The sequence below is a fragment of the Thermophilibacter sp. genome (genome assembly GCF_966187215.1).
The window spans coordinates 1-12792 of sequence record NZ_CBIFYV010000091.1; the positions used below are offsets into that span (position 1 = coordinate 1).

Sequence of the window (12792 nt, forward strand, 5' to 3'; positions counted from 1 at the left end):
TTGGGGTGTGGTGGGGTCTGCTGTGGGGGACACGAGAAGCTGGGATTCCCCCCCGGAGCACCCCACTTTCCCCGCCACCCACTCGTCGCCGTGGCCCACCGGCTTGGTGGCGTCCACGAGAAACGCCACGGCGTCGGCGTCGGTCAGCTCGGCGAGGGCGGCGCGGTTGAGCTCGGTGCCGAGCGGGTCGTGCGGCTTGTGCAGCCCCGGCGTGTCGATAATCACGAGCTGCGAGCACTCGGTGTTGATCACCGCGCGCATGCGGCGGCGCGTGGTCTGCGCCACCGGGCTCGTGATGGCGACCTTCTCGCCAATGCAGGCGTTGAGCAGCGTCGACTTGCCCGCGTTGGGACGGCCCACCAGGGCCACGAAGCCGCTTCGGAACGGCGCGTCCTTCTCGGCCATCTCTCCCCCTCAGTTGAGTATCGCGTTGGCGAAGACCAGGATGCCCACCACGGCCACGAGCGCCGAGAGGAACCACACCGCCGCCGCGGCGATGTCCTTGGCCCGGCCGGCCAGCGGGTGGAACTCGGGCGACACGAGGTCGACCACGGTCTCGACCGCGGTGTTGAAGAGCTCGGCCATGATGACCACCCCGCAGCACAGAAGGACGATCGCCCAGCTCAGCGGGTCGAGCCCGAGCGCCAGGCCCGCCACCACGGCGCAGGCGCCGGCGGCGAGCATGACCTTGATGTTGCGCTCGGTGGCCACCGCCGTGCGGAAGCCCTGCAGCGCGAAGAGGAAGCTCCGGCGGAAGCTCGGGTGGTCGCTGTTCGAGCCGGGGATCATGCGCCCACGTCCTCGCGGTGGCGCGTGAGGACCACGCGGCTCAGCGTGCCGTCGGTCGGGAGGGCGTCGAGAAGCTCCATCTCGCGCGCCTCCATCGCCTCGGCCTCGGACTCGTCGAGGTGGTCGTGCCCGAGCAGGTGGAGCAGGCCGTGGACGAGCAGCAGGCGCGTCTCGTCGGCATCGGTGGTGCCGAAGGCGGCCGCCTGGCGCGCCACGTAGGCCGGGGCGAGCACGACGTCGCCCAGCTCGCAGGGCTCCCCGGGCGCGAGGTGCTCGTCATCGGGGCGCTCGCACTCGAGCGAGATCACGTCGGTCGCGGCGTCCACCCCGCGCCACTCGGCGTTGAGCTCGCGGATGCGCGGCTCGCCCACAGCCGAGACCGACACCAGGCACGGGCGCGTCACGCCCTCGGCGGCGAGCACGGAGGCGCAGACGGCGCGCACCTCCTCGTCGCTCAGCGCCAGCCGAGCGCCGTCCTCGGCGGACAGGTCGCAGGTGCAGAGGTCCTCGCTCATGACCTCAGCCCTCCCCTCTCGCGCGCGTCGGCGTCGTAGGCGTCCACGATGCGGGCGACGAGCGCATGTCGGACGATGTCGTTGCGGTCGAGGTCCACGAACGAGATGCCGTCGAGCCCCTCGAGCACGCGGCGGGCCGACTCCAGGCCGCCCTCGCCGGGCAGGTCGCGCTGGGTGGCGTCGCCGGTCACCACGAAGGTGGACGAGAAGCCCAGGCGCGTGAGGAACATCTTCATCTGCTCGGGCGTGGTGTTCTGGGCCTCGTCGAGGATCACGAAGGCGTTGTTGAACGTGCGGCCGCGCATGTAGGCGAGCGGCGCGATCTCTATCACGCCCTGCTCGATGAGGGCGTTGCCGCGCTCGATGCTCGTCATGTCGAAGAGCGCGTCGTAGAGCGGGCGCACGTAGGGGTCGAGCTTCTCCTGGAGGGTGCCCGGGAGGTAGCCGAGCGACTCGCCGGCCTCCACCACCGGGCGCGCGAGGACGATGCGCCCCACCTCGCGCCGCTTGAGCGCGCCCACCGCGAGCGCCATGGCCAGGTAGGTCTTGCCGGTACCGGCCGGCCCCAGCCCAAAGGTCACGGTGCTCGAGCGGATGGCGTCCACGTAGCGGCGCTGGCCGGCGGTCTTGGGGCGGATGGCGCGCCCGTGGAAGGTGAGCAGGATGTCGTCGGAGCCCGCCGGCTCGCGGCCCGCCCCGTGGCGCACGTGGTCAACGATGAGGTCAACGTCAGCCGGAGTCGGCGCCTCGCCAGCCTCCACCAGGCCGATCATCCGCGAGAAGACTGAGGTCACCTGCTCCACCACGTCCGCGGCACCCGTGACGCTGACCTGGTTGCCGCGCACGGAGACGAGCGCGTCGAAGGCGCCCTCCACGCGACGCAGCAGCGTGTCGGTGGGCCCCATCAGCACGGTCGGGTCGACCGAGTCGGGTATGGTCAGGCGCACCTGCGTGGGCTCCATGCTCCTCCTTGACGACGCTTGGCTCGCCTCGATGATAGCCGATTGGGGCCCGTCCCTCCCGGCGCGGGCGCGTCGCGTCAGCGCGCGGCGGCGAGCAGGGTGACGCCGTCGTCGGCCACGCCGCTCACGCGCACGGGGACGAGCGACCCCACGGGCAGCGCGGCGTTCACGACGGCGTCGAAGAGCCCGCCGGTCACGCCGCGGCCGGGGGCCTGCACGACCACGAGGTCGTCGGAGCCCACGAGGCGCTGAGCCTCCGCGCGGCGCATCTCCGCCGCGAGCGCGCGGGCGCGAGCCGCCCGCTTGGCGCTGACCTCGGGCGGGACCTGACCCGGCATCGAGGCCGCCGGGGTGCCGGGGCGCCGCGAGTAGCGGAAGACGTGCATGCGCGAGAAGCGCGCCGCGCGGCAGAGCGCGAGCGACTCCTCGAACTCCTCGTCCGTCTCGCCCGGGAAGCCCACGATGAGGTCGGTGCCCAGCGCCACGCCGGGGACGGCCGCGCGAGCGCGCTCGACCACGCGGAGAAAGCCCGCGGCGTCGTAGGGGCGCGCCATGCGCTCGAGCGTGGCGTCGCAGCCGGACTGCAGGCAGACGTGCAGGAAGGGGGCCACGCGGCCCGCCGAGGCGGCCATGGCGCGGCAGAGCTCGTCGTCGACGTCGGGCGGCTCGATCGACGAGATGCGCAGCCGGCCGACGCCGGTCTCGTCGAGCAGGTGAGCGAGAAGCCCGGGGAGCCGCAGCTCGCGCCCGTCGGGCCCCTCCGCGCGGTAGCTCCCCAGGTTGATGCCCGTGAGGACGACCTCGCGCGCGCCGCGCTCGCAGGCGGCCGCTACCTCGGAGGTGACCTCGGCGACCGGCACGGAGCGGCCCGCCCCCCGCGCGCGCCAGACGATGCAGTAGGAGCAGCGGTTGTCGCAGCCGTCCTGGATCTTGACCCCGGGGCGGGTGCGCCCGGTGGGCGTGGGGGCCGAGACGGGCGCCGCGACCCGCGGCGCGTCCGGGCTCGACGCGGCGAGGCCGAGGGCATCGAGCGCCCGCGCGGCGACGCGGGACTTCTCGCGCACGACCTCGACCGTGGGCGCGAGGACGGCGAGCTCGTCGGCAAAGAGGTTGGCCACGCAGCCGGTGGCCACCACGAGCGGGCGGCGCGGCAGGGCGGCCGCGCGGCGCACGGCCTTTCTCGTCTTGGCCTCGGCCTCGGCCGTGACGGCGCAGGTGTTCACGACCACGACGTCGGCCTCGTCCTCGCGCACCAGGCGCGCGCCGGCAGCCTCCAGCTCGGCCGCCATGCGGTCGAGCTCGACGCGGTTGACGCGGCAGCCGAGGTTGACGAGGGCGACCCCGCCCGCGGCCTCGCTCACCGCCTCCCGCCCTTGAACGGGTTCTTGGGCGCGTGCCAGTGCTCGTGCGCGAAGTGCTCGGCGGCCGCGGCGGCGCCGGCGTGGCGCTCGTGGGGCTCGCCCGCGGCGGCCTCGTGCTTCCCGCCCTTCTCGCCGTCCCGGCCGCCCTCGTCGAGCGCGCGCTCGGCCACGAGCGCCGCCACGTCGAGGACCTGTTTCTTGGTGAGGTCGCGCGGGGTCTCCACCTGCACGACGGCGACCAGGTTGCCGCGCGCCGCCATGCCCTGGCGCGGCATGCCGAGGCCCTCCACGGTGACGCGCTGGCCGAACTGGCAGCCGGCGGGCACCTCCACGCTCACGCGCTCGCCCTCGAGGATGCCGTCGATGGTGACCGTGGTGCCCACGATGGCCTCGAGCGAGTCCACGCGCACGGTGCAGAACAGGTCGTCGCCCTGGCGCTCGAAGCGGTCGGAGTCGGCCACCTCCACGCTCACGACGAGGTTGCCGCCCGCCGCGCCGCGCACGCCGGCCTCGCCCTTGCCCTCCACGGTGATGGTCTGGCCGGAGTGGACGCCGGCGGGCACCTGCACCTCGACCTTCTCGCGCGAGGGGGTGCGGCCCTGGCCGCCGCAGGTCTCGCAGGGGTGGTCGATGACCTGGCCCTGGCCGTTGCAGGCCGGGCAGGTGGTCTGCGTCTGCATCTGCCCGAAGATCGTGCGCTGGACCTCCACGACGCGCCCCGTGCCGTGGCAGCGGTCGCACGGGCGGGCCTTGCCGCCCTCGGCCGCGCCGGTGCCGCCGCAGTCCTCGCACGGCGCGAGGCGCGAGTAGGCCACGGTCTTGCGGCAGCCCGCGGCCGCCTCCTCGAGCGTGACGGTGAGGCGGATGCCCATGTCGCGCCCGCGCGTGCGCTGCGCCGAGCCGCCGCCCCGGGCGCCGCCGCCCCCGAAGAAGGTGTCGAAGATGTCGCCGAAGCCGAAGCCGCCGCCCCCGAAGATGTCGGAGACGTCCACGTAGTCCGAGCCGAAGCCGCCGGGGCCGTCCGGGTCGCCGTAGCGGTCGTAGTTGGCGCGCTTCTGGTCGTCGGAGAGCACGGTGTAGGCCTCGTTGACCTCCTTGAAGCGCTCCTCGGCGTCCGGCGCGTCCGACACGTCGGGGTGCAGCGTGCGCGCCTTCTTCAAGAAGGCGCGCTTGATCGTCTTGGCGTCGGCGTCGCGCGGGACGCCGAGCACCTCGTAGTAGTCCTTCTTCGCTTCCACGTTCTGTGACTCCCCAGGCCTCTCACACGTTCAGATACCCAAGACTGGCGCGGCGGCCGAGTGGGGCGGCCTCCGCGCGCGATCGTCAGAAGTAGTAGTAGCCCCGCACGCGCGGCCCCGCCATCGTGCACGAGAAGAGCGCGGTGACGAACAGCGCGATCACCAGGCCGTTGGTGAGGCCGTTGAGCGTCGCCACGCCGGCGTTGCGCCACCAGCGCCCCGTCCAGCGGACGCCGTCGCGGATCACGAGGTAGGCGCCGAACACGAGCAGGACCGCCACGAAGACGGCGTCCGCCGCGAGCGTCGAGGTGACCAGGCCGAAGGCCAGGAACGGCAGTGCGAAGCCGATGAGGTTGAAGCCGTTGGCCTGGCGGCGCGTCAGGCGTTCCTCGGGCACGCAGACCCGACAGACGAAGTCCCCGGACGTGGAGCCGTTGGTGCCCGCGTTGCCCATGCCGCTCACGCGCACTTCGTCGCCGTCGTGGGAGCCGGCGGGGACGTCGACGACGATCTCGCTGGCCGAGAGCGTGCGGCCGGTGCCGCCGCAGGCCGTGCACGGGTCGGCCACCACCTTGCCGGTCCCCTCGCACTCCGGGCAGGTCATCGCCATGACGCCGAAGAGGCCGGTGTCCACGGTGATGTGGCCCTTGCCCCCGCAGGTGGGGCAGGTCTCGGCGTGCTCGGCCTCGACCGAGCCCGACCCGTGGCAGACGTCGCAGGCCACGTAGCGCTGGTAGGTGACGCCGCGCCGCACGCCCTCGGCGGCCGCCTTCGCGTCGACCGTGAGCTCGAAGACCACGTCGGCGCCGGCCTGCGGGTTGTAGGCGCGCGAGCGACGGCGGCGCGCGGTGGAGGCGCCGAAGGGCCCCCACCCGAAGGGGTTGCCGCCGAAGCCCCCGAAGCCCCCGAACGGGTCGGCGTAGCCCCCGCCCGCCGAGGGCGAGGGCGAGCCGTAGCCGCCGAAGGCCGAGCCGGAGCGCATGGCGTCGTAGCGCTTGCGCTTCTCGGCGTCAGAGAGCACCGCGTAGGCCTCCGAGACCTCCTTGAAGCGCTCCTCGGCATCGGGCGCCTTGTTGACGTCGGGGTGGAGCTTGCGGGCCTTCTGCTGGAAGGCCTTGCGGATCTCCTCCGTCGAGGCGTCCTTCTCGACGCCGAGGATGGCGTAGTAGTCCTTGTCGTTCATGGATGCCATGGGGCGACTCTCCCGGTTGTGGCGGCACGGCGCTGACCTATCGATTATATCCGTAGGCCCGGGGCGCTAAACGCCGGACGCGGCCGCCGCTACTCGGAGAGGGAGATCTGACGGTAGGAGACGCCGCAGCGGTCGAGGATGTTCTTGGCGATGCGGTTGTCCTCGGTGCCGTCGTACTTGTCGTCGAGGTAGACCACCTCGCCGACGCCGGCCTGCACGAGCGTCTTGGCGCACTCGTGGCACGGGAAGAGCGTGACGTAGACCGTGGCGCCGTCCATGTCCTTGAGCGAGCCGCGGTAGTTGAGGATCGCGTTGGCCTCGGCGTGGATGACGTAGTTGTGCTTGTCGAACAGCGGGTCGTCGGCGGTTCCCCAGGGGAACTCGTCGTCCTCGAGCCCGCGCGGCGTGCCGTTGTAGCCCACGGAGAGGATGCGGTGGTTGGTGTCGGCGATGCAGGCGCCCACCTGCGTGTTGGGGTCCTTGCTGCGCAGGCTCGCGGCCACGGCGGCCCGCATGAAGAAGTCGTCCCAGCTGATGACGTCCGTGCGCTTGCCCGGCATGGCGCTCCCCTCTCGACGGCGAATCCGCTGCCAGCATGCCGCATCGCGCGCTCGCGCGCAAGGGGCGGGCGCGGGGCGCGGGTCAGCAGCGGGCCTCGGTGACCTCGCCGGGCGCGAGGCCCCAGAGGGCGCCGTAGAGCTCGTTGCCGAGCAGCCACCCCCGCTCGGTGGGCACAAGGTGGTCGCCCCGCTCGGCGAGAAGCCCACGGTCGAGCAGGTCGGAAAGGGTGTCGTCGAGCGCGGGGCCGAGAAGCGCGCGAGCGCGGGAGACGAGCGCGGGGGCCAGCCCGTCGGTGAGCCGCGCCCCGAGCATGAGGTCCTCGGCCGCGGCCTGGGGCGCCGTGAGGAACTCAAGCGAGAGGGACAGCGCCGAGAGGCGCGGGTCCGCCGCGAGCGCGCGCGGGCCCGTCTCGACCGTGAGGCGCGCCCGGGCGCCGCCCGCGGGCGGCTCGGGCAGCTGCGGGGCGGCGTTGCAAAGCCTCAGGTACTGCTCGAGGTCGAGCATGCTCGAGGCTTTGGTGCCGAGCCCGAGGTAGGGCGCACCCGTCCAGTACGCGATGTTGTGACGACACCTCTGACCAGGTCGGGCGTAGCTCGCGACCTCGTAGCGCTCGAAGCCCCTACCCTCAAGCAGGGCTTGAGCCTGCTCCATGCGCGCCGCCTGGACGTCCGGGTCGTTGAAGGCGGGATCGGCGTCGCCCCAGCGCCTGCCGAACGCGGTGCCCTCCTCGATCTGGAGCGGGTAGACGCTCACGTGGCCCGCACCGAGGGAGAGCACCCCCTCGAGCGTCCGCGCCCACGACGCGTCGGTCTGGCGCGGGGTCGCGCACATGAGGTCGCACGAGACGGCCATGCCCGTCGCCACGGCGGCCGTCACGCGCTCGCGCGCCGTCTGCGCGTCGTGCAGCCGTCCCAGCTCGGCGAGCTCGGCGTCGTCGAGGCTCTGCACGCCAATCGAGAGGCGCGTGGCGCCCGCCTCCCGGACGGCCCCGAGCACCTCGTCGGCAAGCGAGTCGGGGTTGGCCTCGCAGGTGAGCTCCCCGACGCCCGGCGCGGCGGCGCGCGCGGCGGACACGAGCCCGCCGAGCTTCTCGCCCCCCAGAAGAGACGGCGTGCCGCCGCCCACGTAGGCGGTCTCGCAGCCCTCGAGCAGGCCCAGGTCGGCCGCCTCAGAGAGCTGCGCCTCGAGCGCGCGCACGTAGGCGCCGATGAGCGGGTCGTCGGCGCGTGTCGCGGCCGAGGCGAAGTCGCAGTACGCGCACTTGCGCGCGCAGAACGGTATGTGCAGGTAGAGCGCCTTGGCCATACGGGCTCCCGGATCGTCGTCAGACGCGACTAGCATAGCCTGCCCTCGCATCGCCCGCTATGTTTCAGATGTGTAAACCTCACACCACGTACCTCTTCAGCTGAAAGCCGCTCGCGTTTTCCCAGTTGGCGGCAAACTAAGTTTGAAAAACAATCACGTGGTGCGAGGTTTTGACCCAGAGCACACCGAGAAGAGCGGGCCGCCCGCCAAGCTCACTTCCGCGCGACCGCGACGCAGGCGGTCATGCCGACGCGCCGCCACGTGACGTCGCTGAACCAGGTGCCGAGGATGACGCGCAGCTCGCGCTCGGAGTAGATGCGCACGTCGCCCTCGTGGGAGCGGGGCAGCCATGCGTTCATGAGGGCGCGCGCGGGAGCGGGCTGCCAGGTGTCCCCGATGACGAGGGTGCCGCCGGGCACGAGCACGCGCCAGACCTGGAACGCCGCGCGCTCCGGGTCCGGATAGTGGTGGAAGGAGTCGTTGCACCACGCCGCGTCGAAGCTGCCGTCGCGGAAGGGCAGGCGCTCCGAGCTGCCGAGAAGGACCTTGGCCCCTCCCCCAAGACGGGCGCGGGCGACCTCGGCCATCCTCAGCGAGAGGTCCACGCAGGTGACCCGCGCGTCGGGAACCTCGCCGAGCACGCGCTCCGCGAGCGCGCCCGTGCCGCAGCCGAGGTCGAGCAGACGCGGGGCGACAAGACCTGCGACGGCACGCCTCACCTCCTCCGCGACGTGCGGATAGAGCGACCGCGCGTGCGCGCCCTCCATCCCCGTGTCGTACGTCGCCGCCTGCGCGTCGAACGCGGAGCGGGAGCGCTCGCGATACTCGGCGGCCTTTTTCTCGTCCATGTCATCTTCCCTTCCGTTGAGCAATGTTCAATTCTCTCGGCCGAAAAAAGTCCCGGCCGAGGCCGGGACGGGATCCCTAGTCGGTAGGCGGGACGGTGCGGAACTCGGCGACGAGCGCGGCGAGGTAGCGCCGCGCGGCCCGCGCTGCAGCCTCGTCGGGCATGCCCGGACCCGAGGAGAGCCCGATGCAGCCGTAGACCATGAGGGAGGCGAGCTCGCCCGCGTCAGACGCGTCGGAGCCCCGCAGCGCGGCGTCCCGCTCGAGGGCTCCCCGCAGGTGCGGGCACACCTCCTCACAGAGTGCCAGGGAGAGACGATCATGGAGCGTACTGGCCCCCTCGGCGTGGAACAGGTCGGCGTACGGGTAATCGTGCTCCGCCCCGATCGAGACGGCTCGCTCGAGCGCCTCGTCGAGCCCGAGCGCCGGGTCATCGAGAACGGCGATGACCCTCTCGGCGCAGCGGCGCGCGTAGTCCGCGATGGCCTCGGCGAAGAGCCTCTCCTTGGAGTCGAAGTAGTGGTAGGCGAGCCCGGGGGCGACGCCCGCCTCGCGTGCCACGGCGCGAACCGAGACGTTGTCATAGCCCTTCTCGGCGAACAGCCTCATCGCGCACGCGAGCAGCTCGCGGCGGCGCTCCTGTGGCTCGTGGACGGTCCTTGGCATGTGTCTCATCTCCCTCGCAGCGAAACGATACCCCACGATTGAACATTGGTCAATATCCAATCAGGGACGGCCGAGAGGTCGAGTTGCGCATGCTCGCGGCGGGCAAACGGAACGCGTAACGGGGGGTTTGTCCAAAAGGGCGCTTTTCTCGAGTCGCGCGTCCTTCTCGCCATACGCAACTCAGCTTTTCCGTCACGCTCATCGGCAACGTCGCAAGAACCTCACCGTCACATTTTGTCTCGTCCCGTGTGCATCACACAAAGGATGTAGCTGCATCTCAAGCGCATTCCTCAGACCACGAGAGGGGGCCCATGCCAGAGACGCGCCATACGCCCAATCGCGATTCCAAGCGGATCGTGCGCGACCCTCCGCGCGGGCATGCCCCGGCGGGGCGTGCGGGCCTCGCGCGAGCTGCGGCTTCTCCGGCCGGCAAGGTGCTCTCCAGGACGAGTGCGGGATGCGACCGCGCACTTCGGCCCATTTCTGCCAACGCGTGGCCGTCTGGCAGCCCCACGGCCCTCGCGAAGCAGGGGAAGGCCATCGGCGTCCCTGTCGTCGTTACCATCACGGACGCAACAACCTCCGTCGTCGCCAACTCCAACGGCTTCGTGGCGAATAACGGCGACGGCACGAGCGTCGCGCCAGAGCCGCGGCCGTCAGCTTTCTCTGCGCGCGCTACGGCCTCCCGCTGCTGGAGGTGCTCTTCGGATAAGCAGGCATACGAGGGCGAGAGGTGGACTGATGACGAGTATTCGGGACGGAGCATGCGACATCGGCGAGCACCCGTCTCGAAGGGAAGGTACGCCTCCGAGTCCACGATGTCGAATGGAAGGTGCACTATGGCGTAACTATTATGAATTCGTTATACTTTTGCCATGACGAAGTTCGATGACATATTCGAGGTCGCCGCGGACAACCACGGGCTCATCACCTCCGCGCAAGCGAGGCAGGTCGGGGTGAGCAACAACGAGCTCGTCCAGTACGCGAGGCGCGGGCGCGTCACCAGGGTAGGTCACGGGCTCTACCAGCTCTCCCGTTGGGTTCCCGGCAAGAACGACCCGTACGCCTGGGCCGTGGCGTCTGTGGGTCCCGATGCGCTCCTCTACGGGGAGTCCGTCATCGCCATGTTGGGGCTCGCTCCCACTAACCCCAACCGGATCTTCGTGGCGACCCCCAAACGTACGCGCAGGAAGCTGCCAGGCAACCTGGTCGTCGAGCACATCGACAGGATCGAGCCTAGTGCCATCTACGACGGCATACCATGCCAGAGCGCCTACGACGCCATCACCTCATGCGAGGGAAAGATGCTGCCGGAGCGGTTGGTGGCGGCCGCGAACGAGGCGCGCAGGCAGGGCCTGGTAAGCAAAAGGGAATGCAGCTCACTGGTGGAGAGGCTGGCGAGAAATGACGGCCAAGCAACCGAATAGCAGGCGCAACCTCGACATCGCGCTGGAGAGGCTCGTCGGGAAAGAGAACCTTATCGCGAAGCGCGCGGTCATGGCGAACGCGATCGTTGCCCAGATGCTCCCCGACGGGTCGGTGAAGGGCGGAAGCGCGATAAAGATGAGATTGGGTGACGGAGCGACGCGCTTCACCACGGACCTGGACGTCGCAAGGGCATCCGCACTCGAGGATTTCACCGAACGCCTCGCCGCCACCCTGCGCACGGGATGGGAAGGGTTCACCGGGGCACTCTCCGAGGAGAGCCCGGCGCATCCCAGGGGCGTCCCGCCCCAATACATCATGCAGCCCTACGCCGTGAAGCTCTCGTACCTCGGCAAGCCCTGGTTGACCGTGAAGCCCGAGATTGGCCACAACGAGATCGGGGATGCCGACGCCCCCGACCTGGTGGTGCCCGCCGATGCCAACGAGATCCTCGAGGCCCTCGGTTTCCCTGCTATCGGCCCCGTCCCCGTCATGCCCCTGCGCCACCAGATAGCCCAGAAGCTCCACGCGGTGAGCTCGCCGGGGAGCATGCGGGCGCACGACCTTATCGACCTGCAGCTACTTGACAGGGCGTATGACGGCGACTACACGGACGTGAGGGCAACCTGCGAAAGGCTGTTCGCCTATCGGCAGGCACAGGACTGGCCACCCGTCGTAGAACCGAACCCGGCATGGGACGAGGCTTATGCCGACCAGCTGCCAGACGGCGATCTGCTCCCCACAGTCGGAGAGGCCGTTGGATGGGTCAACGAGCTGATCAAACGAATCAATAGCGCCGACTAGCAGCGGCGAACGCGAATTCGCTCGCTGTAAACACAGCTGTCAAGGGAACGATTACCTCTGCTTCGAGAGAGCCGGGCAAGGAGACGGGAGGGACCGCGTGGGGTTTCCTGATGGTCCCTCCCGTCGGCGCTGATATCAAGGGCGCAATTGCAGGAACGACGGGGCTTCCCGCAAGGAGCACAATCACCTCCCCGTTCTACGGTCAAAGCTCACGAGATATACCGCTCCCACAGCACACGGCAGCACAGGCGAGAGCGCCTGAGCGGCGAGGATACCCGGATAGCCAAGAGCGGGCACGAGCAGGACGGCGAGCCCCACGCGGACCACGACGGCGTCGAGCAGGGCGTTCACCGTCGCCAGCCGAGGCGCGCCCGTCGCCTGGGCGAAGGAGTCGAGCGCGTACATTGCGGCGTAGGCCAGGCTGTTGGCGGAGCAGCAGGCGCGCAGGTAGAGCACGCCCGCGGACACGGCCTCCGGGTCGTCGGCGAAGAGCCCGACGAGCTGCGGGGCGAACGCCTGGACGAGCAGGACCACGACCGCCGTGGCCCCCACTGAGACAGCGAGACCGGCCCGGGCGTAGGCGAGAGCCCGCCGCCGGTCGCCGGCCCCCTCGCAGCGCGCCGCGGCGGCCGACACCGCCTGGCCCGCAGACCACACGGGCATCCCCGCGAGCGTGTTGGCCTTGGTGGCCGCCCCCGCGCCGGCGACGACCGCGGTGCCGAAGGCGTTGGTCATGGACGTGATCGCGAGGTAGGAGAGGTTCACGACGACCTGCTGGAAGGCGGCAGGCGCGGCGACGCGGGCGAGCGCCGCGAGGTCGCGGGGTCGGGGGCGCGCCGGCAGCGCCGAGCCGCGCCTCCCGGCGAGCACCGCCAGGGAGAGCGCCGCTGCGAGCGAGGACGCCGCCGTCGAGGACCACGCCGTGCCGGCGACGCCGAGCGCGGGCACGAGCGCGACGCCGCTCGCGCAGTTCACCGCGGCCACGGCGACGGCGAGCCACATCGGGGTGCGGGCGTAGCCGCGGGCGCGCATGACGGAGCCAGCGGCGGAGAGCAGGAAGAAGCCCGGCCAGCCGACGGCCCAAACCCGCGTGTAAGCAGCGGCGTCCAAGAGGGCGTCGGACGGCAC

General features: G+C 71.0%; 14 protein-coding genes. 2 read left to right on the forward strand and 12 right to left on the reverse strand.

Going from position 1 to position 12792, the window contains the following annotated elements:
- The 11 genes from ACWTSU_RS07250 to ACWTSU_RS07300 form a co-directional block, all read right to left on the reverse strand.
- The coding region (locus ACWTSU_RS07250) for a GTPase (protein WP_455139222.1) at nt 1-405 on the reverse strand (405 nt) is incomplete at its 3' end.
- Between the two features lie 9 nt (nt 406-414).
- Nucleotides 415-789 carry a diacylglycerol kinase family protein gene (locus tag ACWTSU_RS07255; protein ID WP_455139224.1) on the reverse strand — a complete coding sequence of 125 codons (375 nt, stop codon included), beginning with the start codon at nt 787-789 and terminating at the stop codon, nt 415-417.
- Nucleotides 786-1304, reverse strand: a complete 519-nt coding sequence (gene ybeY, locus ACWTSU_RS07260; protein ID WP_455139226.1) for an rRNA maturation RNase YbeY — start codon at nt 1302-1304, stop codon at nt 786-788. The genes ACWTSU_RS07255 and ybeY overlap by 4 nt, the downstream gene beginning before the upstream one ends.
- Nucleotides 1301-2266 (reverse strand): PhoH family protein, encoded by a 966-nt coding sequence (locus ACWTSU_RS07265; RefSeq protein WP_455139228.1) that lies wholly within the window; start codon nt 2264-2266, stop codon nt 1301-1303. Before ACWTSU_RS07265 ends, ybeY begins: the two co-directional genes overlap by 4 nt.
- A 77-nt stretch (nt 2267-2343) precedes the next feature.
- A complete protein-coding gene (locus tag ACWTSU_RS07270) occupies nt 2344-3627 on the reverse strand; it encodes a MiaB/RimO family radical SAM methylthiotransferase (RefSeq protein WP_455139230.1) in 1284 nt (427 codons plus the stop codon).
- Entirely contained in the window at nt 3624-4865 is a 1242-nt protein-coding gene (gene dnaJ / locus ACWTSU_RS07275) for a molecular chaperone DnaJ (RefSeq protein ID WP_455139232.1), read from the reverse strand. The genes ACWTSU_RS07270 and dnaJ overlap by 4 nt, the downstream gene beginning before the upstream one ends.
- 85 nt (nt 4866-4950) lie before the next feature.
- Complete coding sequence (locus ACWTSU_RS07280; protein ID WP_455139234.1) at nt 4951-6057, reverse strand: DnaJ domain-containing protein; 1107 nt, start codon at nt 6055-6057, stop codon at nt 4951-4953.
- A gap of 89 nt (nt 6058-6146) precedes the next feature.
- Entirely contained in the window at nt 6147-6617 is a 471-nt protein-coding gene (locus ACWTSU_RS07285) for a deoxycytidylate deaminase (protein ID WP_455139236.1), read from the reverse strand.
- A gap of 82 nt (nt 6618-6699) precedes the next feature.
- Entirely contained in the window at nt 6700-7923 is a 1224-nt protein-coding gene (locus tag ACWTSU_RS07290; RefSeq protein WP_455139238.1) for a coproporphyrinogen-III oxidase family protein, read from the reverse strand.
- A gap of 212 nt (nt 7924-8135) precedes the next feature.
- Nucleotides 8136-8771, reverse strand: a complete 636-nt coding sequence (locus ACWTSU_RS07295; RefSeq protein ID WP_455139240.1) for a class I SAM-dependent methyltransferase — start codon at nt 8769-8771, stop codon at nt 8136-8138.
- Between the two features lie 76 nt (nt 8772-8847).
- Nucleotides 8848-9435, reverse strand: coding sequence for a TetR/AcrR family transcriptional regulator (locus tag ACWTSU_RS07300; protein WP_455139242.1), 588 nt, complete (start codon nt 9433-9435; stop codon nt 8848-8850).
- Between the two features lie 875 nt (nt 9436-10310).
- On the opposite strand from ACWTSU_RS07300, the gene ACWTSU_RS07305 reads away from it, so the two are divergent.
- The gene (locus ACWTSU_RS07305; RefSeq protein ID WP_455139244.1) at nt 10311-10862 is read left to right on the forward strand and encodes a type IV toxin-antitoxin system AbiEi family antitoxin domain-containing protein; all 552 of its coding nucleotides are present in this window, start codon (nt 10311-10313) and stop codon (nt 10860-10862) included.
- Nucleotides 10840-11664: a nucleotidyl transferase AbiEii/AbiGii toxin family protein gene (locus ACWTSU_RS07310; RefSeq protein WP_455139246.1), complete on the forward strand. Its 825-nt coding sequence runs from the start codon at nt 10840-10842 to the stop codon at nt 11662-11664. The genes ACWTSU_RS07305 and ACWTSU_RS07310 overlap by 23 nt, the downstream gene beginning before the upstream one ends.
- A gap of 183 nt (nt 11665-11847) precedes the next feature.
- Here the strand turns inward: ACWTSU_RS07310 and ACWTSU_RS07315 are convergent.
- A partial coding sequence (locus ACWTSU_RS07315; RefSeq protein WP_455139248.1) for an MATE family efflux transporter occupies nt 11848-12792 on the reverse strand: 945 nt, incomplete at its 5' end.

Excerpts from the sequence above, each read along its gene's own strand:
- ACWTSU_RS07290 (WP_455139238.1), bottom strand. The coding sequence starts at position 7,923 with ATGGCCAAGGCGCTCTACCTGCACATACCGTTCTGCGCGCGCAAGTGC.
- ACWTSU_RS07280 (WP_455139234.1), bottom strand. The coding sequence starts at position 6,057 with ATGGCATCCATGAACGACAAGGACTACTACGCCATCCTCGGCGTCGAG.
- ACWTSU_RS07285 (WP_455139236.1), bottom strand. The coding sequence starts at position 6,617 with ATGCCGGGCAAGCGCACGGACGTCATCAGCTGGGACGACTTCTTCATG.
- ybeY (WP_455139226.1), bottom strand. The coding sequence starts at position 1,304 with ATGAGCGAGGACCTCTGCACCTGCGACCTGTCCGCCGAGGACGGCGCT.
- ACWTSU_RS07305 (WP_455139244.1), top strand. The coding sequence starts at position 10,311 with ATGACGAAGTTCGATGACATATTCGAGGTCGCCGCGGACAACCACGGG.
- ACWTSU_RS07310 (WP_455139246.1), top strand. The coding sequence starts at position 10,840 with ATGACGGCCAAGCAACCGAATAGCAGGCGCAACCTCGACATCGCGCTG.
- ACWTSU_RS07300 (WP_455139242.1), bottom strand. The coding sequence starts at position 9,435 with ATGCCAAGGACCGTCCACGAGCCACAGGAGCGCCGCCGCGAGCTGCTC.
- ACWTSU_RS07265 (WP_455139228.1), bottom strand. The coding sequence starts at position 2,266 with ATGGAGCCCACGCAGGTGCGCCTGACCATACCCGACTCGGTCGACCCG.
- ACWTSU_RS07255 (WP_455139224.1), bottom strand. The coding sequence starts at position 789 with ATGATCCCCGGCTCGAACAGCGACCACCCGAGCTTCCGCCGGAGCTTC.
- ACWTSU_RS07295 (WP_455139240.1), bottom strand. The coding sequence starts at position 8,771 with ATGGACGAGAAAAAGGCCGCCGAGTATCGCGAGCGCTCCCGCTCCGCG.